At 47.7% G+C, this 23,591-nt stretch carries 19 protein-coding genes; 6 read left to right on the top strand and 13 right to left on the bottom strand.

All coding sequences use genetic code 11. The annotated features are described in order from the left end of the window. Positions 1 to 96: 96 nt before the first annotated feature. Both J0X00_RS12485 and J0X00_RS12480 read left to right on the top strand, forming a co-directional pair. The gene (locus J0X00_RS12485) at positions 97 to 1,182 is read left to right on the top strand and encodes a hypothetical protein (protein ID WP_282478158.1); all 1,086 of its coding nucleotides are present in this window, start codon (positions 97 to 99) and stop codon (positions 1,180 to 1,182) included. A gap of 122 nt (positions 1,183 to 1,304) precedes the next feature. Further along, a complete protein-coding gene (locus J0X00_RS12480) occupies positions 1,305 to 2,507 on the top strand; it encodes an IS256 family transposase (protein ID WP_282476358.1) in 1,203 nt (400 codons plus the stop codon). A 403-nt stretch (positions 2,508 to 2,910) separates the two neighbouring features. On the opposite strand, the gene J0X00_RS12475 is transcribed toward J0X00_RS12480, so the two are convergent. The 7 genes from J0X00_RS12475 to J0X00_RS12445 all read right to left on the bottom strand — a co-directional run bounded on the left by J0X00_RS12475 (position 2,911) and on the right by J0X00_RS12445 (position 11,523). Beyond that, positions 2,911 to 4,317 carry a ThiF family adenylyltransferase gene (locus tag J0X00_RS12475; protein WP_282478157.1) on the bottom strand — a complete coding sequence of 469 codons (1,407 nt, stop codon included), beginning with the start codon at positions 4,315 to 4,317 and terminating at the stop codon, positions 2,911 to 2,913. Next, positions 4,314 to 5,474 carry a multiubiquitin domain-containing protein gene (locus tag J0X00_RS12470; protein WP_282478156.1) on the bottom strand — a complete coding sequence of 387 codons (1,161 nt, stop codon included), beginning with the start codon at positions 5,472 to 5,474 and terminating at the stop codon, positions 4,314 to 4,316. The genes J0X00_RS12475 and J0X00_RS12470 overlap by 4 nt, the downstream gene beginning before the upstream one ends. Before the next feature lie 118 nt (positions 5,475 to 5,592). Next, complete coding sequence (locus J0X00_RS12465) at positions 5,593 to 8,982, bottom strand: ATP-dependent helicase (RefSeq protein WP_282478155.1); 3,390 nt, start codon at positions 8,980 to 8,982, stop codon at positions 5,593 to 5,595. Between the two features lie 3 nt (positions 8,983 to 8,985). Beyond that, positions 8,986 to 9,588 (bottom strand): hypothetical protein, encoded by a 603-nt coding sequence (locus tag J0X00_RS12460; protein ID WP_282478154.1) that lies wholly within the window; start codon positions 9,586 to 9,588, stop codon positions 8,986 to 8,988. Next, positions 9,585 to 10,376: a sigma factor-like helix-turn-helix DNA-binding protein gene (locus J0X00_RS12455; protein ID WP_282478153.1), complete on the bottom strand. Its 792-nt coding sequence runs from the start codon at positions 10,374 to 10,376 to the stop codon at positions 9,585 to 9,587. Before J0X00_RS12455 ends, J0X00_RS12460 begins: the two co-directional genes overlap by 4 nt. Positions 10,377 to 10,738: 362 nt before the next feature. Then, positions 10,739 to 10,924 (bottom strand): AlpA family phage regulatory protein, encoded by a 186-nt coding sequence (locus J0X00_RS12450; RefSeq protein WP_238844871.1) that lies wholly within the window; start codon positions 10,922 to 10,924, stop codon positions 10,739 to 10,741. Between the two features lie 161 nt (positions 10,925 to 11,085). Next, on the bottom strand, positions 11,086 to 11,523 hold the full coding sequence (locus tag J0X00_RS12445; protein WP_282478152.1) for an RNase H family protein: 438 nt from the start codon (positions 11,521 to 11,523) through the stop codon (positions 11,086 to 11,088). 228 nt (positions 11,524 to 11,751) lie between these two features. On the opposite strand from J0X00_RS12445, the gene radC reads away from it, so the two are divergent. The 3 genes from radC (at position 11,752) to J0X00_RS12430 (ending at position 13,063) form a co-directional block, all read left to right on the top strand. Beyond that, entirely contained in the window at positions 11,752 to 12,228 is a 477-nt protein-coding gene (radC, locus tag J0X00_RS12440) for a DNA repair protein RadC (RefSeq protein ID WP_086597662.1), read from the top strand. Continuing rightward, positions 12,225 to 12,455: a hypothetical protein gene (locus tag J0X00_RS12435; RefSeq protein WP_282478151.1), complete on the top strand. Its 231-nt coding sequence runs from the start codon at positions 12,225 to 12,227 to the stop codon at positions 12,453 to 12,455. Before radC ends, J0X00_RS12435 begins: the two co-directional genes overlap by 4 nt. A 119-nt stretch (positions 12,456 to 12,574) precedes the next feature. Then, complete coding sequence (locus tag J0X00_RS12430) at positions 12,575 to 13,063, top strand: TIGR00645 family protein (RefSeq protein ID WP_136487221.1); 489 nt, start codon at positions 12,575 to 12,577, stop codon at positions 13,061 to 13,063. A gap of 120 nt (positions 13,064 to 13,183) precedes the next feature. Here J0X00_RS12430 and J0X00_RS12425 read toward each other — a convergent pair whose 3' ends face one another. From J0X00_RS12425 to J0X00_RS12410, 4 genes are all read right to left on the bottom strand, one after another. Beyond that, the gene (locus J0X00_RS12425; RefSeq protein ID WP_282478150.1) at positions 13,184 to 15,397 is read right to left on the bottom strand and encodes a TonB-dependent receptor; all 2,214 of its coding nucleotides are present in this window, start codon (positions 15,395 to 15,397) and stop codon (positions 13,184 to 13,186) included. 163 nt (positions 15,398 to 15,560) lie between these two features. Then, positions 15,561 to 17,534 (bottom strand): Fe(3+)-hydroxamate ABC transporter permease FhuB, encoded by a 1,974-nt coding sequence (fhuB, locus tag J0X00_RS12420; protein WP_282478149.1) that lies wholly within the window; start codon positions 17,532 to 17,534, stop codon positions 15,561 to 15,563. Then, positions 17,531 to 18,433, bottom strand: a complete 903-nt coding sequence (locus tag J0X00_RS12415; protein WP_240798211.1) for an iron-siderophore ABC transporter substrate-binding protein — start codon at positions 18,431 to 18,433, stop codon at positions 17,531 to 17,533. The genes fhuB and J0X00_RS12415 overlap by 4 nt, the downstream gene beginning before the upstream one ends. A 17-nt stretch (positions 18,434 to 18,450) precedes the next feature. Beyond that, positions 18,451 to 19,236: an ABC transporter ATP-binding protein gene (locus J0X00_RS12410; RefSeq protein WP_136487225.1), complete on the bottom strand. Its 786-nt coding sequence runs from the start codon at positions 19,234 to 19,236 to the stop codon at positions 18,451 to 18,453. A 158-nt stretch (positions 19,237 to 19,394) separates the two neighbouring features. Between J0X00_RS12410 and J0X00_RS12405 the strand changes: the two genes are divergently transcribed. After that, the gene (locus tag J0X00_RS12405; protein WP_282478148.1) at positions 19,395 to 21,224 is read left to right on the top strand and encodes an ABC transporter ATP-binding protein; all 1,830 of its coding nucleotides are present in this window, start codon (positions 19,395 to 19,397) and stop codon (positions 21,222 to 21,224) included. Positions 21,225 to 21,362: 138 nt separating this feature from the next. Here the strand turns inward: J0X00_RS12405 and J0X00_RS12400 are convergent, their stop codons facing one another. After that, on the bottom strand, positions 21,363 to 21,665 hold the full coding sequence (locus tag J0X00_RS12400; RefSeq protein ID WP_218562532.1) for a DUF3630 family protein: 303 nt from the start codon (positions 21,663 to 21,665) through the stop codon (positions 21,363 to 21,365). Further along, complete coding sequence (gene recQ / locus J0X00_RS12395) at positions 21,658 to 23,493, bottom strand: ATP-dependent DNA helicase RecQ (RefSeq protein WP_136487228.1); 1,836 nt, start codon at positions 23,491 to 23,493, stop codon at positions 21,658 to 21,660. The genes J0X00_RS12400 and recQ overlap by 8 nt, the downstream gene beginning before the upstream one ends. Between the last annotated feature and the right edge of the window lie 98 nt (positions 23,494 to 23,591).

The following is a 23,591-nucleotide window of genomic DNA, read 5'->3' as shown; positions in this document are numbered from 1 at the left end:
CTCATTCCCATCAAATTTCTAGAATCTTATTCAGTATTGAAAGTTAACTCTTTGAACCCAATAAATATCAAAGCCTCTGTTAACTGGATAATAAATATGAGCAGAACCGAAATTAAGTTCATCAAACCCTGCCTCCATCAAAGAGAAGAGCACTTCCCTCTCACTCCACTGTATACCCACCGCTGCTTCAGTCAGGGAAAAATTGTACAAATAAACTTAGACAATTGTTCTATTCAGAGAATGGAAGAGCTATCAGATAACGCCTCAATAGAAGATGTAAAAGAAGTAGGTCTTCTGCCTTTAGTTGAGCTCCTGCAACACGGAGCTGTCTCGTTAACAGCTATAGGTGTTGATGAAATGCCCGATTGGCGCGTACAAAAAGCCATGGAATCTTATCAAAGGTTTTGTCAAAAGTTCTGGCCAGGTCATAAAGATGATGTTGAGGCAACGTTTCGAAACTTCGACCCAAAGTCCCTGAATAAGAAAGTGATTTTTTCAGAGCTCAGTGATTCCGCTAGATGTACATACGGAATCTCGTATGTTGCTATGCTTCAAATTCAAAATATTCAATTAAACCATTCTGATAAATCACCAACTGAAAGGTTCGAAATTTACGTTCACAGTATAGCGGGAATGTTAGACCTACTAACCGCATACGATATGGAGATCGCGAAATATGCTTTTTGGGAGCAGACCGCTAATCAGATCAACCAGTTGCCAGAAAATATTCGCCTGCGCAGAAAATATATTAAGCAAAACTTTCATAAACCCTCATCTAGCCTCAATAAGTGCCGATGGCTAGCATTTGATGCTGCGATGGATCTTTATTGGCTTAGTGGTGCCAATTTAGCAGAGAATCTAGGAGCAACTATTAACATCAACGGTAAAGAATATAAAACCGAGAACTGGGTAGGCACGAATGACCATAAGCTGTTTTCAATCTGTCAAGACATTCATTCTGTATATGTTAATGGAACAGCGATGAAAGGTTTAGCCACAACCAGAGAGGACTTTCTTGCTCAACAGCCATACTGGAATTTCGTTGACCATTTTGCTAATTCAATAATGGAATACAGAAAACGCAGAGGTTATCGCAGTATTGATGAACTACTACATAGAGTAGACAGCGCAGTCAAACATATAGAGAGTGAATTAAAAGCTGGATTTTCCCGAAAGGGATAGTAGTTATTCATATTACAATTTAGTCAATCTATGGTAAGGCCTGAAATTTACTAATTCAGTCCAGATGGTAGTGTTTAGAAATCTGTGTCATTTCAGTATGATATACAAAACAGGAATGACACATGAACAAAGACTTCGATCTAGAACAAGCTATTAAAGCCCTTCAGTCAGGCCAAGACCTGACAGGTAAAGATGGCTTCTTAACTCCGCTCATTAAACAAATCACAGAAGCTGCTTTGAAAGCAGAACTCGAACAGCACCTTGAAGGTGATGAGCAACCTAACCGTAAGAACGGCTCAAGCAAGAAAACGATTAAGTCTTCTGTCGGCACGTTTGAACTGGATACCCCACGCGACCGCTCTGGAACATTTGAACCCCAGTTAGTTAAGAAGAACCAGACTAAATTGACCGATGAGATCGACCGTAAGATCCTATCCATGTTCTCGCTCGGTATGAGCTACCGTGATATCCGTGGTCACGTCGAAGATATGTATGGCATTGAGGTCTCTGAGGCCACCATCACAGGTGTTACCGACCGTTTGATACCTGAACTGAAGGAGTGGCAGCAACGTCCGCTCGATGCGCTCTATCCGTTTGTCTGGCTCGATGCAATCCACTACAAAATTAAAGAAGACGGACGCTATGTCAGTAAAGCGATATACACAATCCTAGGGTTAAACATTGAAGGTAAAAAGGAACTTCTTGGGCTGTACCTATCAGAGTCAGAAGGGGCAAACTATTGGCTATCAGTGCTGACAGATTTGTATAACCGTGGCGTTGAAGATATCTTGATCGCCTGCGTAGATGGGCTAACAGGCTTCCCAGAAGCGATAGCAACCATCTATCCTGATACAGAAGTTCAGCAATGCATCATTCACCAAATCCGTAACTCTATGAAATATGTTGCCTCTAAGCATCAGAAGGCGTTTATGGCCGACTTGAAGCCAGTCTATCGGGCTGTGAGTAAAGAAGCGGCCGAGATGGAGTTGGATCGTTTGGAAGCCAAATGGGGACAGCAATACCCAATAGTGATTCGTTCCTGGCGGAACAAATGGGCAAATTTATCGGTTTACTTCAAATATCCAGAATACGTCCGAAAGGCTATTTACACGACAAATGCTATTGAAGCCGTACATCGCCAATTCCGCAAACTGACCAAAACTAAGGGAGGGTTCCCAAATGAAAATAGCTTGCTCAAGCTACTGTATGCTGGGATATTGAATGCTTCTAACAAATGGACAATGCCAATACAGAATTGGAATATGACATTGTCTCAACTGGCGATTCATTTTGAAGGTCGCTTGGATGACGTCTTAGATATTTAGCCAAAATTAGCTGACACAGAATTCTGAACGCCCTCGTCCAGATCTGAAGGTATCTAGCTTTTCAGGCCTTACCAATTTTAGCACCACACAACTTTTCCTTTTTTAAGCCAAAAATGAGAACAGCAGCCGCTCTTTAACCACACCGATGGGTGTAATGTGGGGCGATTACAGCTATCTATTGTCAGCTTCCAATTAGGATTAGCCTCCTTAATAAGCAATAACTCTAATCTTCTTCCGCACCCACATGGACACTTAAAGCCCACGGCCCACTGTTCGCCCTCTTCTTGTGCTAAAACAATGTTTCTCCTCGGCAACTGGTCCGGAGGAGTGTCGCCTTCGATTATATTAACTGTGCGAGCTGGCAATACATACTCAATTAGTTTTAGCAACCACAATGGCTTTCTCATATATCCTCCCTCGAACTAGATCGACTTTTAGCTAATCCTGGAATTCCGAGTAGTGGTTCTTCAAGTCCGCTTCCAATGAGAGGATTTTGAGAACAGTCGAAAGCACTATCGCTTTCAAACTCTTCTTCACACGCAGCCAAAGAAAAGATAGTTCGACTAAACATATGGTTAGGTTCATGTCTAAATGGATAACGTCTCATGATAAACTCCATCACACATGCGCTAGCTGCACGCATATTTAGAGCAATCACATCTGGTGCTTCCTCTACCACACCTTTTAAATAGCCTTCGGCTACTTGCTTATCATGATCTTCAGGAGAAACCGAGTGTAAATATTCCTTCCGTAAAGATTCTGATGTGTATACCTTCCTATCATATAAGGAAGGAGCGCCTGGATGAACGTAGTCTAAGCGACCATATACATCAGCAATAGCTGTACCGCCGCATTTTGTCTTTCGGGTCGGAATAGTGACACCTACGTCAAATAATGGCATTAGAAATGAAGACGATATTTGATCACATATATAGCGTCCTTCGGAGCTATCAACACAACAAAACAGTAAGTCAGCCTTCCCTGCTGCTTCTATAGCCTCGCGGCTATTTATACTGCTTTCGACACACTCAATCTCAATCTCTTCACGATAAAGCTTAATGCAATCAGCTAACATTCTGGTCTTATGACGTTTTTTATTTGCATCTTCCACGGTAGAGTTGAGGATTCTATTAAGATTTCTGTGTTCAATGCAGTCAAAATCAATTAGAACGAGCCCTCCAATCCCCATTCGAGCCAACTGCTCCGCAATAATTGATCCCGTACCTGAAACACCAACTACACAAGCAGTTAAAGATTTCAGGTCTTGTCCCATATCAGAGGAAAATGCCAAAGGCTGAGTAAGCGAATTTTCATTTGCCCTCCATATAGACAGGTTCTCAGACGCACAGTGAACGGACTCAACAAATTCAAACTCTAAATCTCTTGTATAGATTCGTGCTTTTATTGCACCATCAGGAGTCATGATCGCCGAGCCATAGCACACATTAGGTGAAGATACCCCTTCAAATAAGCTTGGCATTGCATGGCGATCACTTTTATTGTCACATTCTGAAAAGGAAAATAGTCCACCTGGATGAGAATGAATGAGAATGATAGATAACTCTTCTACTTCTGCTATATCTATCGCTTCTTCAATGCTCGAGCCTGGCCAAATAATTCTATCTGGTAGCCTTACTCCACAAGCTTGATACTCGATAGGTAGTAGCTTTTTGACAAGCAAACGATATTTACTACTCTTGGAGCAAAGTAAAATTGCAGCAGACTCCAGCCCATCTCCCGGAAACAAATGGGCTACCAACTGCTGATGATGTGCGTTAGAAATGACTAACTTATAATGATTGCAACTCATTTCGCCACCTCCCGTAAAATGCACTCTTCTATTACAGCCATCTGAGTCATCACACTATCAGTCAACGGATTCCATTTTGTCTTTCCATTTAGGTGTCGACTCCATCTTTGATAGCTTTGGCCGACGATAGACATGTGACACGATGTTTGAGCAATAACTGCGCCTGATTCCAAGCGCAAAGCAGGAAAACAATAGAACATATCAAGAGCTGCACCTGGATAGGCAGCAGGTATATCTATTGCGATATCTACTTTTTCGTGGTTGTACCCACTAGGAAGTGTATAGTTACGAATAATTAGCCAGCGTCTACCATTATCGATTAAGGTTTCCCATTTGAAACCTAACTTGTTCAGATAGTCAGTATCTTTCTCCAGCAAAGAAAAGTCTGATTTCACGCAAAGGGCTTTTTCACCATTTCGTATTTCAGCAGGAGTCATTCTTAACTTTTCAATACCTGGAGTTGTTAAATCAATAACATAATCAACCCCAATTGGCTTCTTAGGCTCCCCTTTTACCTTGAGGAAAAGCATCCAATCATCTGCAGGGTTAAATCCGGCGGCAATCATTGCATCTGAAGCAACAATCGTTGGCTCATCCGATACAATTTGGACACCTTGAACATTTAGCTTCCAGCTACGCTTAGCTGAGTAAACCTTCTCCAACCCTGATGCAGATAGGTTAAGATTCGCGTCGGTATCAAGAAGCAAATCCGCCGCTTGTTTCTGCTCCAACCAAAGTGCATGTTTTGGAGTAATATTACCAATGGCCCGAAGTGCTTTCTCACTGATATTTTCAGCTCCCCACGGGTATCGCTTCCCGTTTAACTCAAAGTAAAAAACGCGGTCACTTTCAAATGCAATAAATTGTTCAACACCTCGGTGATAAACATCTACAACTTCTGATAAGTTAACTTCTTCAAGCATGCCTGTATTCTGTTTCATCAACAGAATGTAATCATTGGCTGGGGAAAGATCGGATGCTTCCAATATTTGGCGGCCAGTTGGAGTTGGATCAGCAATTAAAACCATTTTTGGTTCAAAACTCTGATCAACCACGCGTATTTGATATTGCTTAGCTGAGCGAGGCTCTCTATTTTCAAGTAGGCATTCGGTGATGTCTTCTACGGAGAGCTCTGATTGTAAATCTTGTTGTTTCATAACGATTAACCTCGTACTAGATTTAGGGTAACCACGACATGTGGTTATTTTCCCTTTCATACTGTTAATCGTTTGAAAACTCCCAAACCGGAAAGGCTAAACAATTTTTTTTAATTTTTTATGAGGGCATACCTCCACATAAAAAAAAGCTTGGACAAGTAGGACAACTGCGAGCACTTGGAAAAGCGGGAAACTCCCCATTTGAAATAGCTGATATGGCATTTTGGCAATTGGTTATTCTTGTGGCTTGCTTTTTATCAGTGACAGAGACAGATTGATGAGTTTCACCAGCCAAATGAATTGCTTCAACGATAGTACCTTTTCCATATTGCTGCTCAGCAGCCTTAATCAGGAGGGTATATCCCACTTGATCAAACTCTGTAGAGAGCTGCTTACCTGACTTAATCTTTCTAACTCTATGAACACCTACCTCATCAACGGTAACCTCATCAGGAGTGATAGTGACAGTTCCTCCTGGAAAAGGGACCTTAATTTCAACTGGTGTTATGAGAGATTTATTTTGTCTTGTCTCCCACAAATACTCCAATAAGCGTTTTCCTATTTGCTTATAATCTTCTGCATAAGCGTTATCAGTAGGTCCATTTACATCCCAAGAACTATTATACTTGTCGAATAGTTTTGTTGCGCTAGGCGTGGAATCAGAAAAATCAGATTTAAGCCAACCCAGAACATCGTGAACAACGTTATGCATTTGCATATACGCATTATCTACTTGTCTTCCACCTAAGTTTAAGTGGCGCGTATAAAAGTACCGTCTCGGGCATCGTTCGTACAACTCTAAGTCGCTAGCTGTTAACTGTATTTGCTTGTCAGACTCTGACACTGTTTTTTCTGCGTTCGCTGTAATTTCAGCTAATCCATTATGCTTACTTTTTCTAATATAGGCCTTGATCTCTTCTATGAACTTAGATGGACTACGACGACGGTCATTGTTCTGTAATGATGATGCATATAACAAAAGGTGTTTCTTTGCTCTTGAAGTGGCAACAAAAAACTTACACTCTTCTTCTTCATCATGACCAAGTTTCACCGCTTCTTTTCCAGAGAGTCCTACGGTTCCCTCAATTAAAGAATCTGGTGGTATACAATTCGGAGGTCTATTGGAACCAGGCAATCCTGTAGACACCATTCCTGGCAAATGAACAATATCAAACTCCAAGCCTTTACTTGCATGAATGGTCAACAACCTTACTCCATCAAGGCGACTGGCGACTGCAGGTAATTGACGAACATCTCTATCTTCAGACAACTGAACAATTCGACGAATTCTTCTAAGTAACCGCTCAACAGGCACACCTTTGCCTTTAATCACATTTTTGCTGAAATTTAATAATTGCCAAATAGCAATGCCTTTCATCCGATCACTTAGATGATTCGAGCTGTAAATCGTTTTACCAAGCTTCAATCTATCTAATACAATCGTTGCCAATACTGACCATGGGTAATCTTGGCTTGTAAAACCAGAAAGCAAACTCGTTACTGACTGTAAAGATTTAGTTCCCTTATCAGATAACTCTTCAATTTTGTTTATATGTTCAGCCCAATCTAGAGATTTAAGATTATTTTCCTTTATATATTGGGCTATTGCCTTGATATCATTGGATGATATTTCCGCCCCACAGGCTCTCGCAGCTCTAAGCAATCCTTGTGCTCTGCTATCCGAGAGTAGCGATAATATTGAAAGCAAGTCTCTAACTTCAGGCCTCTCAAAAAGGCTTCCTAGATAAAGCACTGGCACACCCTGTGCCTCCAGGTATGCCGCAATATCATCCAACCTGGCATTCGAAGTGCAGAGTACCGTCTGCTGACTATATGAAAATCCCTTATTCCTCATTTCAGCTATACCAGTTGCTACAGCCGAAAGCTCATCATCTGGCTTTCCAGCAATAGTAAAGACTGGCAGAATACCTATTTGACCTTTGTGAGCTTTGAGGTTTAGTGGTAAAACTCCATCTGACGCCTGCATTTTCTTCGAAAAAGCAGAAAACAAGTCAACAATCTCACCTGCTGAACGATAATTTATGGCCAACTGCTCTGACTTGGAACCTGGAAAGTCTTCCGCGAATCGCTTCATATTTGTAGAAGATGCACCTCTAAAACGATAAATAGACTGCCGAGAATCTCCTACAACCCATAAATTTTCCCCAGTTTCAGCAATAGCCTTAATCAGACGTACAGATGCCCTGTTCACATCCTGATACTCATCAACGAGTATATGTTTATGCCTCTTCGATAGAGCACTTCTAACGTCTTCATTCGATTCGACTAATTCAACAGGAAGCTTTACTAAATCACCAAAGTCAACAGCATCCCGTTCTTTCAGTAAACGTTCGTAACATTGGTAAACAGAAGAAACTTCTAGACATTTTTCCGCTTGAGCTAGTTCTTGATCATCTTGAGCTTTTTCTAACATCGCTTTTGATAGTGCAGTATAAGATGCCGCATCCACCACTTCATCTTTAGCTCTAGATATTGCAGATAAAATATCACTGAGAGTTAAAGTTGGGTCATAATAGTTTCTGTAATGCTTTAGCTTTAATCTCGCTAACTCTCCCTCAAGCCACTCAATCGCTTCATAACGACTTACAACTGTTGGATTCTCGGAAAGACCTAAGATTTGATGAAAACGATGAACAATGTCTAGGCCAAACGCATGAAACGTTCCTATCCATAGTAAGGCTGCGGCATCTGACGCTTTTTCAGATATACGTTCACGAAGTTCATTAGCGGCCTTATTTGAGAAGGTCAATACTAAAATTTCGGACGGTTCAACTCCATGCTCCAACAGATGAAGGACACGTCGAACCAGTGTGCTTGTTTTACCTGTACCTGGGCCTGCTTGAAGTTGGTAAGGGCTACCACTATACATCGCAGCTCTTTTCTGAGATGGGTCGGGTTCATAAGTTTTTTTATCTGCCATCTCCTGTGCTTCTGTTGCAGGAGGCAATAGCAAAGCATCTAATAGTTGTTGTTGAACAACAGAAATAGGAACACCAGTCTTACTAGCTATGTTGTCAGAAGTTGAGTCCTCTTTAATATACCATTTGCAAACTAATGAGCGGGGGAGAAGAAACTCACGCGCAAATACATCCATCGTAACTTCTTTGCGTTCACGACTGCCATAGTCAAGAACCTGATCCACAACAGCAGGAGAAGTCTCACAACCCCTTAAGTAATCAACATTTTCCGCTATAAAGTCTTCATCATACCCTTCTAGTACAATATGACCCAATTCATGTGCTAGTAAAAAAGCTTTCTCAAAACTAGTTCCGCAATCTTCATATAAGATTAATCCTGCTTGGCTATCAAATATCGCCCTTCCCCCTTTTAACTGGGCACTGCCTTTATCTGCGGGGAAAACCTCAATATCTCTATTGTCCAACTCAGCCAAAACAAACTCTAGCGGGTTACTTGCATCTACCCCTGATAGAGCAAGTTCGTTATGCAGTTGTTCTGCGACTTGGCGGGCGACTTCAATTCCATCCATGAACTAGTCCTTCATCGACATTAGTTTTTCTTTCTGAGAGTCTGACAATTTACAACTCTGTAACGCGTCCTCAAACGATATCTGTTCAGAGGCTGTAGGTTTACCGTCCGCTTTAAAACGAACAGATGTAGATATAATAGAAGAACCCGCCAATGAACTCCTGAGGCTATCAATACTTATACTCAACTCTTCTGATAGTAATCCAATAAATTTCAGGGGGATAGTTGACACTTCAATAGTCTTATCCCGAAGCATTGCTAGAAACAGAATATTGATATCTAGTTTTTTTGCCAATGATCTGAAACTTTTTTTATCAAGAGTCACTAGAGGGTTTTCAGGAACGCTCAGCTCAGAAACTGGATCGGATGGTAAAAGAGAAGATTGCAACTTTTCCCATGCCATATTCATTCCTCTGCTGTCACCTTCATTAACAGGTACAAAGTCTTCTCGTGGTGCTGCAAACAGCTCAACCGATAGATCAATCAATTCATCTCGATACTGTGGATACTTCTGAAGGTATACTTCTAGTGTTGCTGAGTCTTTGTTTGGCTCTATAGAAAATTCGTAGAGCACCTCGTCTCTCATCTCATCAAATTTAGATTTCATAATTCCTCCTCCAGAAGCAATTTATCCTTTAAGGCTGAATAGGCCCGTTTCAATCGGTTCCTTACCGTTCTATCCGTACACCCTAAAATACTAGAAATTGTAGCCTTATCAGCATCTTTGGATTCAACAGGTAGACCTTGCAAATAAAGTCCTATTACTCTTCGTTCGTCTTCTGGTAGCTCACTAATCGCATTCTGGAAACAAATCCGGAAAGAAGGATCATTTAAAATTGACTTGCTCAGCTCACTTAATTCCAGCGCACTAATTTCAACCTCTGTTCTTACCTCTGAATCCGACTCGCGTTCTATAGAGACAGCATTAGATAGAGGGTCCTCTTTCCTAGCAGGTCCAATTTGACGCAGTACATCTATACGAAACTTATGGAAAGCATCATTGAAATTCACTTCAAAATAATCCAGTTTCACTCCATCATCATTTCGATCTTTTGCTATCAATTCAACAAACCTGCCTAAAATCTCTTGGCGTATATCTTCCGCTTGTTCCGGCTTTTGATAGCTCCAATCAACGATAGATCTTCGCAAAGCCCCCTCAAGCCGTCGAACAAACATTTCAAATAGAGATTTGAACAGAATAGGAGTCAATGGAAGTTCTTTTACTCTTAAAAAGTATAAAAGAACTTCCATTGGTATTAACTCTTCCTCGTTCAAACAACGCTCTACCTGTTCTGCGATAGGTAGCTTTTCTAGTTCATCTATCAACCCTTCTATTTCTGAGCGTCGTTGGTAAACCTTTCCGTCTCTCGATATTTTCCTTAGCGGTATTGACATCTATATCACCAAAGTAGATATAAAACATATATCAATCATACCACTTAGCTTAAAGTTGTATAGAAATCAATCAACGCAATGGACTAAAATTTAAGGCCATTTCTCTCACCCAAATCCTCAAATCGTTATAGTTTAACTCGTAGTGGATACACATTTAGTCTGACACTTCCACGCCTTCAAAAGTATCCAAAGCACATCTGCACGATAACTTAAAAACAAGATAGCAAGCGTTATACCTAAACAAGGTAACCTCCTTGCAGGATGATGGCTTTTAATGAAAACTAACCGTATACAAACTTCAACTGATGACCCACTGGGCACCTAAATTTAAAATCAAAATCTTAAGAATTCCTCTCCTTGTGTTATTCCGTTTCAGCAACTTCTATCTTCAACATCATCCAATCTTCAATATCACTTTCCAGCCAAGCCTTACGCTTCCCCATCACAGTGACACTCTTGGGAAACTGACCAGCATTAATTAAGTTGTAGATACTGCTTCTGCACAATGATGTCTTTTCAATAACTTGCTGTAGTTTAAGAAATTTCATTTTAAAACCTTGTTATGTAGTTCAACTCATAACAAAGGCCGCAGCGTTATTTTTTACTTTTCCTGCTCGCCTACTCTGAGAGTACAGCTAACAATTCCTGAACAAAGCAGCACACAAAGATGAATCACTTGCTGGTACTACCAGCAAGTGATTCATTGTCCTTACAACAGACGTTTCGTCGCCAGGAGAGCGTATCTATAAGCGGCATCTTTTCCTGCAGAACAGGCAGCGACTTTTCTCACCTCAACACGCTTCTCCGCACTTCTTTCATCCACCAGCCGCCAAAGATCCTCATTAGCGATCGGTTCTTTATTTGCCTTACGCCAATCTCGTCGCTTCCAGCCATCTAACCACTCATTAAATCCCTTGACGCAATAATCGCTACTTGAATAAATAATATCGCCATCTCTCGCACGCTTTAATCCAAAAGCAAGCGCTGACAGATCTAGGTAAGCCTGGTCAGTAACATAGTCAACAGGATCCCAATCTTCATCATCAATACATCCATCAGCATCAAGTGCTATGTACGCAACACCACCAACAAGACGACCTCTTTGCTTCCTCACCATGGCCGCTTCTACATAAATTTCTATACTCATTCTCATACTCTCCAGAGACTAAAAAGCCGATACATTCTCTGAACCGGCTTGATTGTTAATAACTTGCTTTAAAGCGATTCCTACATAACAACGGCAAGTAAGTTATTTTTTACCTGTCTCTGGGCACGCTTGCTTTCTACCGTCCAATGCCTAACAAGTCTGATTTAAAACACTTTCAGATATATTTCATCAGTACGCATACCCAAACAGATAGCTTAAGGAGCTCTTATGCGTACCCCAAAGACTGACCATGATTACCCCTTTGAGACTTCAGAACTCAATGAACTGCTAGAGCGTGCAGCCGAGGCGCTGGCTGTGAAATACAAACGTGAAGGCACGTTCACCAACCCAACCAATGTCAAAGAGTACTTAAAACTCAAATTAGGAGCTCATGACCGAGAAGTTTTTGCTGTGATGTTTCTTGATAATCAACATCAATTGATCAGTTTCGAAGAGCTGTTCTTTGGCACGATTGACGCCGCTTCGATTTATCCCCGCGAAGTATTGAAGACAGCACTAAACCACAACGCTGCCGCGGTGATTTTTGCCCACAATCACCCTTCCGGTATTGCTGAGCCTAGCCAAGCCGACAAACGCATTACACAGCGACTTATCGACGCTCTAAAGCTCGTGGATATCCGTGTCTTAGACCACATCGTTGTTGGTGAAGATTGTGTTTCATTTGCTGAGAAGGGATTGATATGAGTGAGTTTATTATTTCCGGGCTTAATGATGAGCTCATTACTCCAATGCATTGCTTTCTTGATGCCCTGCTATTGGACAGCACCATTCCTAATACAGTTGAACGATTGGCGTTAAACATTCGCTCTCAAGAGACTGGCCAACGATTTCAACCCATTGAAATTCAATTAGAACGCACATCCAGTGCAGTGAAGGTGTGTGTCCCCGTTAAAAAGCCACCTATGATTTGACACAATTTAACCTTGTTTCATAAACGATGATTATAGCCAAGCAACTGAAAAGCAGAGTAATATCCGGCAGCAGAGCAATGCGGCTCTGCTCTCTTTAATCTAATAAGCAGCTTGTCATCATGGAAAATATTGTCGAAAAACTTCTTTATTCGTCGCGCTGGATTATGGCGCCAATTTATCTCGGCCTGAGTTTGGTCCTGGCTGCTCTGGGTATCAAATTTTTTCAGGAGGTGTTTCATCTTATTCCGGTGATTTTCACCATTAAGGAAGTCGATCTGATTTTGATTTCCTTATCGCTGATTGATATCTCTCTAGTCGGCGGCCTGATTGTGATGGTGATGTTTTCCGGTTACGAAAACTTCGTCTCTAAAATCGATCTGGATGAGAACGATGACAAACTCGGATGGCTGGGTAAACTTGACACAAGTTCGCTGAAAAACAAGGTATCTGCGTCTATTGTTGCGATTTCATCGATCCATCTACTGAAAGTGTTTATGAATACCGAACAGATCGACGGTGAAAAAATCAAATGGTACCTGCTGCTGCATGTCACCTTTGTTGTCTCAGCGTTTGCGATGGGCTATCTAGATAAAATCACCAAAAAGTAACGGTTAAGGTGTGTGTCCTTCGAAGAGAATTAAGGAAGAGAATTAAGGGCGAGTGTCCTCGTTATAAATTATCTTCGTTATAAAAAAACCAGCCTCGGCTGGTTTTTTGTTTTTCTGGTATCAGAAATCGTAGCTGGCTGACAGTACGAAGGTGCGCGGTGATCCCTGCACCAGGTAGTTGCTGCCCGGGTAACCACCGGCAGATGCCCAGTAGTTTTTGTCGGTCACGTTATCGACCCGGGCACGCAGTGTCAGTACGTTATCTCCGACTTGCATACCATAGCGGGCACCGAGATCAAAGCGGGTCCAGGACGGCAGTTCCAGTGAATTGTCAGAACTCATGTATTGTGCACCAGTATACAGGGTACGACCTTCCAGAGTCAGGCCTTCCACAAACGGAGTCGCCCATTCCAGGTTCAGGTTAGCCTGCACTTTCGGTACGCCGATCGCGTTCTTACCTTGCGATTCTGAATCACTTTTCACAATTTCAGCATCAAGCAGAGTCACACCACCCAGTACTCTTACGCGCTCGATTGGCTCACCAAACGCTGACAGCTCAATCCCACGGTGACGCTGCTCACCGTTATCGGTATAGCTGTTGTTGCTGTCGTACATGTATGTCGGTTTGCTGATTTCAAACAGGCTGACCACCGCGCCGTAGCTGCCGGTATCGTACTTAACACCGACTTCATACTGCTCTGAACGGTTAGGTTTGAGTACTTCACCTTGGTTCGCCACTGCGCCGCTGGTATTTGAAGCTGGTGCTATCTCGCCCGGTAACAGTGCTTCAGCATAGTTGGCATACAGAGAGACATCCAGGGTTGGCTGATACACCACCCCCACTGACGGAGTCAGGGCCGTTTTGCTGTAAGCGCCATTTTCTGCACCAGTACCGTAATCAAAACTCTTGGTTTCTATCCTTTGCAGACGCGCGCCCAGCATCAGTTTGACCTGGTCATCAAACAACGACAACGTATCCACCGCCGCCGCACTGCTGTAAGTTACACGTTCCGTTTCAATCGGATCACTCAGGCTGCCACCAAGCCATGCACCGGCTGGCTGGCTGATCTGGGTGTAATCATCCAAAGAGCCGACGCTGGTCGTCGCTGACATCACATACGCGTTTTTCGAACGCGACTGATACAGTGAGCCGGATAGCACAACAGTATGACCAATATTGCCGGTAGTAAATTCGTGTCTTACCCCGCTGTCGGCTGACATCACGGTATCTTCACGCACGTTTTCAAACAGATACGCGGTCAGATTACCATTACCGTCAGCGGTCGGGTTAGCCAGCAGGTTATGCTCTTTGCCGCGGCGCATGCCCGCTGCAAGCCAGCCGCTCGTCTGGCTGCTGAAGTCGTATTCTGCCCGCACCACACCAAACAGCTGCTTCTCATCCGTGTATGTCCAGTCCTGAGCATAGTTAGCATCGCTGCCTGGCAATGGCGGGATCGCACCACCCGGCGTCACACTCGGACGCGGTGAATCAATATGATGATCCTGATAACCGGCATCCGCCGACATACGGAAGTTCTCGCCCCGATGATCAAAGCCCAGGCTCAGCATACCAAGCTGGGTATCCTGATCATCGACGGTATCATCACCGCCGCGGGCAACCAGATTGACACGCAGGCCATTCTCCTGGTTGTCACCAAAACGACGCCCCAGATCCAGCGCGCCATAACCCTGACCACCGGACTGAGTACCGACCGTGACGCGGGTCAGCGGTTCGCTGCCGGCGCGCTTCGGTACCAGGTTAACCGAACCGCCAATCGCACTGCCGCCCGGCGCCGCACCATTCACAAAAGTGTTGGCACCGCGGAACACTTCGACCCGTTCCAGCATTTCTGCTGCCACATACTGACGCGGCAGAATGCCGTACACGCCGTTCAGGGTCATGTCGTCGGAATAAACCGGGAAACCACGAATCATGTACAGTTCCTGGAAATTACCAAAGCCGACCGACTGACGTACCGTCGGGTCATTTTTCAGCGCATCACCGACACTTTTTGCCTGCTGGTTAGCCATCAGTTGTGAGGTGTAATGCGTTGATGAAAATGGCATATCCATGAAATCCTGATTGCCGAGAATACCCGCCCGGCCGGAACGCGCTACTTGCCCACCCTGGTACTCACCACCCAGATCAACTTGTGAACCAACAATGGTGACCACTTCGTCAGGGTGTGTGTCCTCGTTAGAAGTAGTAGAAGTAGTGGTTTGGTTAAGGTGTGTGTCCCCGACAGCTGTGTCTGCCAGAGCATAGCTGGCTTGCCCTATGGTTAACGCGGCAATCACGCCAAGTCCGACCGGAGTGAGACGGAACGATTTCATAAATACCCCTGCTGTATTAATAGACTAATCATTAATTTTTAAGGAATGATATTGCCAATGAGAACGATTTGCAATGGCAATAAAGTATCAACCAGCGCGAAGCAATAAAAATGTCAGGGAAAAGAGGGGATCTGAGCGCGATCCCCTGTTAAAGACGGCAAGGTTAACGGCGGGTCAGACGGTTGAACACCAGCAGAGCAAGAAAATAGAGCGCGCCGAGAATGGCGACCAGCGTACCCGCCGCTATTTGGTTCGGATACAGCACCACCTGCCCCAGCCAGTCGGACCATAACATGGTGGTACCGCCAATCAGGCTGGCGAGCAGCAGCTGTGCTTTGGTCTGCTGGGCACCGAGCATGCGCGCCAGATGTGGCGCAATCAGACCAACAAATGACACCGGCCCCATGGTCGCCGTGACTACCGCGCACAACATGGCCACCAGCACCAGTAAACCGAGCGAAGTCAGCGAACTGCTCAGTCCACGTGCCTGGGCAAAAGAGCGGCTGATCGAGATCAGCGTCAGCGCGCGGCTGCTCATCAGGCTCAGTATCAGCATGGCTGCCACCAGCGCAGCCAGTAACAACGCCTGCTCTGCGGTCACCCGGTAGGTTGACCCGGCCAGCCACTGCAGAATTTTGTAGCTGTCCTGATTGCCTTTGGCGAGACAGAATTGCACAAATGCCTGCAGCAGTGCGGTCATGGCAATCCCGGTCAGAATCACGCTCGATGGCGCAAACTGGTGTTTACGTCCCAGCACAATCAGCACCAGCAATACCGCCATACTGCCGACCAGGGCCGTGCCCCATTGAGTAGATTGCAGCGACTGTCCGAGAAACAGGCTGGAGAAAACCAGTGCAAACGTGGCACCGGCCGACACGCCGAGAATATCCGGGCTGGCGAGCGGATTGTAAATCAGGCGCTGTAGTATGCTACCGGCCAGCGCCAGACCAATACCGGTAAACAGCGCGGTCACCATGCGCGGCCAGCGCAGAGCCCACTGGAACTCGTTTGGCCAGGCCAGTGTCAGCCCACTCTGCTGTGGCTGATAACCGATATATAAGGCAGCGCCAAGCAGCATCAGCAGGGCAATCGAGACCGGCATAGGCCATGAAATACGCGGCCGTGAGCCAGGCAATGCCACCGCTATTCCGTCCTGCGCTTTGAGCTGACGACGGCTGAACCAGATCAGCGCCGGCGCGCCAATCACTGCAGCGGTCACCCCGCTTGGCACCACCTGACCGGCCCAGACACTGAGCCATTGTGCCAGCACATCGGTCGCCAGCAGCAATAATGCGCCGCACACCAGGCTGGCCACCAGCTCGATGCGCGGCGTGCGTGCGCCCAGTGCACGAACAATGTTGGGGGTCAGCAGGCCGATAAAGCCAATCAAGCCGACCACGGTAATCGAGGCCGACACCAGCCAGATCCCGAGAGCCATCAACAGGAAGAAGGCCGGAATCACCGGCAACCCGCGCGCCTGAGCGCCCTGATGGCCAAGGCGCAATAGAGTCAGAATCCGTGGCGCAATCAGCAAAAGTATCAGCAATGGAGTCAGGCGCGGCAGCAGCCATTCAATCTGCTCCCAGCCATTTTGCGCCAGGTCGCCGGCGCCCCACATAAACACATTCTGGGCGTAGTCCTGATGGAGCAGAATAATGGCACCGGCTATCGCCCCCAGCATGATATTGATCACCATACCGGCAATCACCAGCGGCAGGCCGGTCATATTATCCAGTCCGGCAATCAGCACAATCAGACCAAATGCCAGCAAAGCACCGGTCATGGCCGCCAACGCGCTGTAATCGGCAATCGCCTGCGGCCACCAGATGTTAAGGATGATCAGCGCCAGCCAGGCGCCGGATGAGGTGCCCATGGTCAGCGGTGAGGTCAGCGAGTTTTGAGTCAGTTGCTGCATCAGGCTACCGACCAGGCCGAGCACGGCTCCGACCAGCAAGGTAATCACCAGACGCGGCAGCTGGGCATAGGCAAAATTGAAATCATCAAATGACTGCGCCAGCTGCGGGTCGCCGATTAAACGCCACTGCATCGTAAAGCCCAGCGTTTGATTGAACTGCAGGCTGGCCAGTGCGGCGGCCACCAGCAGCATGGTTACCGGACTGAGGTGTCGCCAGCTCATGACTCCGGTTCCATTGCCAGCAGGCTAGCCGCAATCGCCTCAGCGGCATACTGCAGTGACATCGCACCGCCATAACTCCATACCGATTCAACCGAATTGACCCGGTGGGTACGCACAAACGGCAGCGCCTTCCACAACACCGATTTTTTCAGTTTTTGCTCTTCATTAAACGGCTTGATATACAACACATAACCTTGCTGAATTACCCGCAGATCGCTGATCGGCTTTTGCACTATGCCCCATTGTGCCGGCGGTTCGACCAGCGCCTGCTTCATACCGAGCTGATGCAGCACATAGTCAATCATCGAATCTTCGGTATAGATAAAGGTCGATTTGGTATCCGCAAAGCGCATCACCAGCGCCTGTGGCAACGAGCCGCCAAAATGTGCTTTGAGCTGTTCACTCAGCTCACTGAAACGTTGCTGCATCTGGGCCAGCTTGTGTTCCGCCAGCTCTTGCTTAGCAAACAGCTGCGCCAGCTGACGAAACTGTTTGATCGCCACTTCCGCCTGCTTGTCATCTTTACTGAAGTTGGTGTACAGCAGCACCGGGGCTATCTGCTCCAGACGTGGTTTGAGATCACGCTGCGCGTCGCTGATCAGAATAATGTCCGGCTTGAGCGCGGCAATTTTTTCCAGGTTCGGCTCGCCGCGCGTACCAACATTCTGCGCCGAGTCCGGAATCGCCGGCTTGACCACCCAGTCGCGATAAGCGTCAGCATCGGTGACCGCAATCGGAGTGATACCGAGTTCAATCACCTGCTCCAGCACATCCCAGTTCAGCACCGCCGCGCGCTGCGGCACGGCGGGCAAAGTATGTTCACCGAGAGAATCGCTGACCTGAATCTCAGCCCAGGCAGAGGACGACGCACTGACCAGCAGGCCCAGCACCCCAAGCATTTGCTTACATTTCGACATCAGGCACATACGATAGCGACCTTATTGGTAGTGGCCTGATCAGTATCACCCGGGTGATCAATCAGACGAATCGGAGTTTGGTACAGTTCAGACAAACGCTGCTCATCAGCCAGACCGGCAGCCGGGCCGTCAAAAGCGATACGCCCTTGTTTAAGAGCCACAATGTGGGTGGCATAGCGCAGCGCCAGATTGAGGTCGTGCAGAATCACGATAATACCGCAGCCCTGCTGCTGATTAAGCTCGGCCAGTAGAGCCATGAGCTGGTACTGGTGCTGCACATCGAGTGCCGAGGTCGGTTCATCGAGGATCAACACCGGCGACTCCTGCGCCAGCAGCATCGCCACCCAGGCACGCTGGCGCTCACCACCGGACAGTTCATCCACATAGCTGTCAGCAAAGGCAGCCACGCCGGTTTTTTCCATCGCCGCGGCTATCATGTCATTATCCTGCTGACGCCAGAATCCCAGCGCGCCACGCCAAGGAAAACGGCCCAGGCGCACCAGCTCGCGCACCGTCAGTCCGGCACTGGCCGGGAGTTTCTGCGGCAGAAAGGCCACTTTTTTAGCCAGCGTTTTACTGCCCAGCGAAGCCAGCGACACAGCGTCAAGCTGCACCGTGCCGCTGTCAGGAGCCTGCTGACCGGACAGCAAACTGACCAGGGTAGATTTACCGGAACCGTTGTGGCCCAGTACCACCGTCAGCTCATTGGTGGGGATGCATAACTGATCAATCGCAAGAATCGTGCGGCCGCCGCGTACCATCTCCACGCCAGATAGGGTGAACATTGGGTTACCTCCCGGCTCTCGGATACACACAAAGGTTATTGAGAACCATTTTAATTATCATTACTATACCACTCCGCCATTTTACTGATTATTTACTCGATGAAAAGTCAGTAACCCCATTCAAATTGCAACTACTGCCGACAAGCAAGGTCAACCTCATGTTTCACTGGTTTGAAAATCTTACCGACGCGTTTCCGGATCACGATCCGCAGAAACCGCCCAAAACTCTGTTTGGCTTCTGCCGTTACTACACCCGTGGCTTTGAAAAACCGCTGTTCATCATGTCACTGCTTAGCGCCTGTGTGGCGATCGCTGAGGTGACGCTGGTGCGCTACATGGGCGAACTGGTTGATATGCTCAGCAACAGCTCGCGCGCCAATTTCTGGGCCGACAACGGCGACACCCTGCTGTCGATGGCCCTGCTGGTAGTGGTGATAATGCCGATCCTGGCTTTCGTCCACTCCAACCTGCTCCATCAGGCCATCCTTGGCAATTATCCGATGTCGATTCGCTGGCTGGTGCACCGTTACCTGCTCAAGCAGAGTGTCGGTTTTTTCCAGCGAGATTTCGCCGGCCGGGTCGCGACCAAGGTGATGCAGAGCGCACAATCGGTACGCGAAGTGGTGATGAAGCTGGTCGATCTGTCGGTGTATATTTCGGTCTATTTCGTCTCAATGCTGGTGATGATTGCCAGCGCCGACGACGTCTTGGTACTGCCAATCCTGGCTTGGCTTTGTCTGTACATACTGATTCAGGTGCTGTTTATTCCGCGTCTGAAACGCATCTCCACCGAGCAGGCCAACGCCCAGTCTTCCATGACCGGTGGCATTGTTGATACCTACACCAACATCAGTACGGTGAAATTGTTCTCGCATTCCGAGCGGGAAACTGAATATGCCAAACAGGGCATGAAAGCGTATCTCGCCACTGTGTACCAGCAGATGCGCACCCTGACCAGCCTGCTGTACAGCGTAGACCTGATAAACTATCTGCTGCTGTTCTCCATGGCGGCACTGGCCATTCAGCTCTGGCTGGCCGAGAGTGTGACTGTGGGGGTGATTGCGATTGGTATCAGCATTGCGCTGCGTCTGCAGGGCATGTCGAAGTGGATCATGTGGGAAATCCGCGGCATGTTTGAAAGTATCGGCATGGTGATCGACAGCATGAACACCATCGCCAACGACATCGAAATCGAGGACAGCCATCAGGCCAAACCACTGACGGTTTCTCAGGGTGAGATTCGCTTCCGCCAGGTCGATTTTCGCTACAACGAGCAGGAAGCGGTATTTACAGCGCTCGATCTGCACCTTAAACCGGGCGAAAAAGTCGGGATCGTTGGCCGCTCCGGCGCGGGCAAATCCACGCTGGTCAATCTGCTGCTGCGCTTTTATGAACTCAATGCGGGCAAAATTGAAATTGACGGTCAGGATATCAGTCAGGTCACCCAGCAGTCGCTGCGCCAGCAGATTGGCATGATCACGCAGGATACCTCGCTGCTGCACCGTTCGATTCGGGAAAACATCCTGTACGGCAATCCGCACGCCAATGAAGACGCGCTGATGCATGCCAGCCGCCAGGCCGAAGCGCACGATTTTATCGAACTGCTGAAAGATGAAAGCGGCCACAGCGGTTATGACGTGCAGGTGGGTGAACGCGGCGTGAAGCTGTCCGGCGGCCAGCGCCAGCGCATCGCGATTGCGCGCGTGCTGCTCAAGGACGCACCGATCCTGATCATGGATGAAGCCACTTCGGCCCTCGACTCAGAAGTCGAAGCAGCGATTCAGGATAATCTGGATCAACTGATGGACAACAAGACGGTGATTGCCATTGCCCACCGCCTGTCGACCATTGCCGCCATGGATCGCCTGATCGTGATGGATAAAGGCCGGATTATCGAACAGGGTTCGCATCAGCAGTTGCTGGAGAAGAACGGCGTCTATGCCCAGCTGTGGGCGCACCAGACCGGTGGTTTTATCGGCGAAGTGTAACCCCATATCCGCACACTAAAACGCAAAAAGCCCCGCAAGGGGCTTTTTATCAGGCTGGCCGACGAATACCGGGAGCAATCATTGATTGAAAAACAAATCTTTGATTAAGAAATAACGCGTTCATTAAAAACGCATCGTTCAGATGCCGCGTTGCAGCAGCGTGGCGATAAAGGCCAACTCCTCATCCGCCAGCCCCTGACCCAGTGCTTCCAGCCACACACTTTCACTGTAGTGTTCCGCGCGCAGCATCAACTGACACCCTTCAAAATCAATCAGCCACGAATGCAGATCGGCATCACTCTGCTTTTCGATGATGCGCGCCGACAGTCCGGCCACCAGGCGCTCGCCCAGCGGCGGAAACGAGTCATAATCAAACCCCGGCGCGGCAACAATAATGCGCCCCTCTGCGGCAAGGTATTGCGTTAAGCCAAACTCAGCCATGATAAGTCAGATGCTCCTGAATTAAGTCCAAAAACGGGTCGGCGTATTTATCCAGTTTACGCTGCCCCACGCCGTTGACTGCCAGCATTTCTCCGTACGACGTCGGCAGAATTTCCGCCATATCAATCAGCGTTGCATCACTGAACACCACGTACGGTGGCAGGCCTTCTTCATCGGCGATTGATTTACGCAGCTTACGCAGTTTGGCAAACAGCGCCTTATCGTAATTCTTGCTCGACAGCTTATCCGCTTTAGCGGCACGTACCGCAGTGTCCAGACGCGGCACTGCCAGCTCAATTGACATATCGCCGCGCAGCAGCGGGCGTGCCTCTTCGGTCAGCTGCAGGGTCGAATTACGGGTAATATTCTGATGCAGCAGTCCTTTATGGATCAGCTGACGGAAAATACTCACCCAGTAATCGTGGCTGTGATCGCGACCCAGGCCGTAAGTCGACAGTTTATCGTGGCCCTGCTCGCGGATACGGATATTCTGCATCCCACGCAACACTTCAACCACATAGCCGATACCAAAGCTCTGGTTGACCCGGTACACACACGACAACGCTTTGCGCGCCTCTTCTGTGGCATCGAAATGCTTGGGCGGATCGAGGCACACATCGCAGTTGCCACATGGCTTGTCACGATATTCACCAAAATAGTTGAGCAGTACCTGACGGCGGCAGGTCTGCGCTTCGGCAAAACTACTCATGGCCGTCAGCTTGTGGGTTTCGACCTGTTTCTGCGCGCCGTCCGGCTTTTCATCCAGCATGCGGCGCAGCCAGGCAATATCAGCCGGGTCATACAACATCACCGCTTCCGCCGGCAGGCCATCGCGCCCGGCGCGGCCGGTTTCCTGATAGTAGGATTCGATGTTGCGCGGAATATCAAAGTGGACCACAAAGCGTACGTTGGGTTTGTTGATGCCCATACCGAACGCCACGGTGGCGACCACGATCTGGATGTCATCCTTCTGAAACGCATCCTGCACATAGGCGCGCTCGTCGACGTCCATCCCGGCATGATACCCGGCAGCGCGGATGTGGTTATTGCACAGCTTCTCGGTCAGCATTTCAACTTTTTTGCGACTGCCGCAATAGATAATGCCGCACTGACCTTTTTGCGTACCGAGATAACGGATCACCTGCGACACCGGCTTGTGCTTTTCCATCAGGGTGTAGCGAATGTTCGGCCGGTCGAAACTGCCCAGATAAATGTGCGGGTCAGTCAGATTAAGGCGGTGCAGAATATCACTGCGCGTCGCATCATCCGCGGTCGCGGTCAGAGCCATAAACGGCACGTGCGGGAACTGCTGTTTGAGCTGGCCGAGCGCGGCGTATTCCGGGCGGAAATCGTGTCCCCACTGGGAAATACAGTGCGCTTCATCGACCGCAATCATTGCCAGCGGCAGATTATGCAGCCGTTCGATAAAGTCCTGGGTCAGAACCCGCTCCGGCGAGACATACAGCAGTTTAATCTGCCCGGCATGTACCCGGTTATAAATAGAGATCAGCGCGTCGCGGGTCTGGGTCGAGTTGACACACTCCGCCGACACACCGTTGGCCTTGAGCTGGTCGACCTGGTCTTTCATCAGCGAAATCAGCGGTGAAATCACCACCGTCACCCCTTCCCGTGCCAGGGCCGGGATCTGGTAGCACAAGGATTTCCCCCCACCGGTCGGCATGATCACCAGTGAGTCGTTGCCGGATACTGCCGCGTCGATCACTTCCTGCTGGCCAACGCGGAAAGTCTGGTAGCCAAACACATCACGCAGGATTTGCTGCGGCTCGGGCAAGGCGTCGGATTGTTCTGCGATTAAAGTGGCGGTCATGCAGGCTCTCGATGATGAACAGATGAATTAGCAATAAAGATGACTGCCGGCGCTGAGCGAGGCAGTAAGCAGCCGGATATTGTAGTGACCTTTGGCGG

The organism is Vibrio sp. ABG19 (genome assembly GCF_029962385.1).
In the GTDB taxonomy this organism is placed as follows: domain Bacteria; phylum Pseudomonadota; class Gammaproteobacteria; order Enterobacterales; family Vibrionaceae; genus Vibrio; species Vibrio ostreae.
This window is presented reverse-complemented; position numbering and strand designations above follow the sequence as displayed.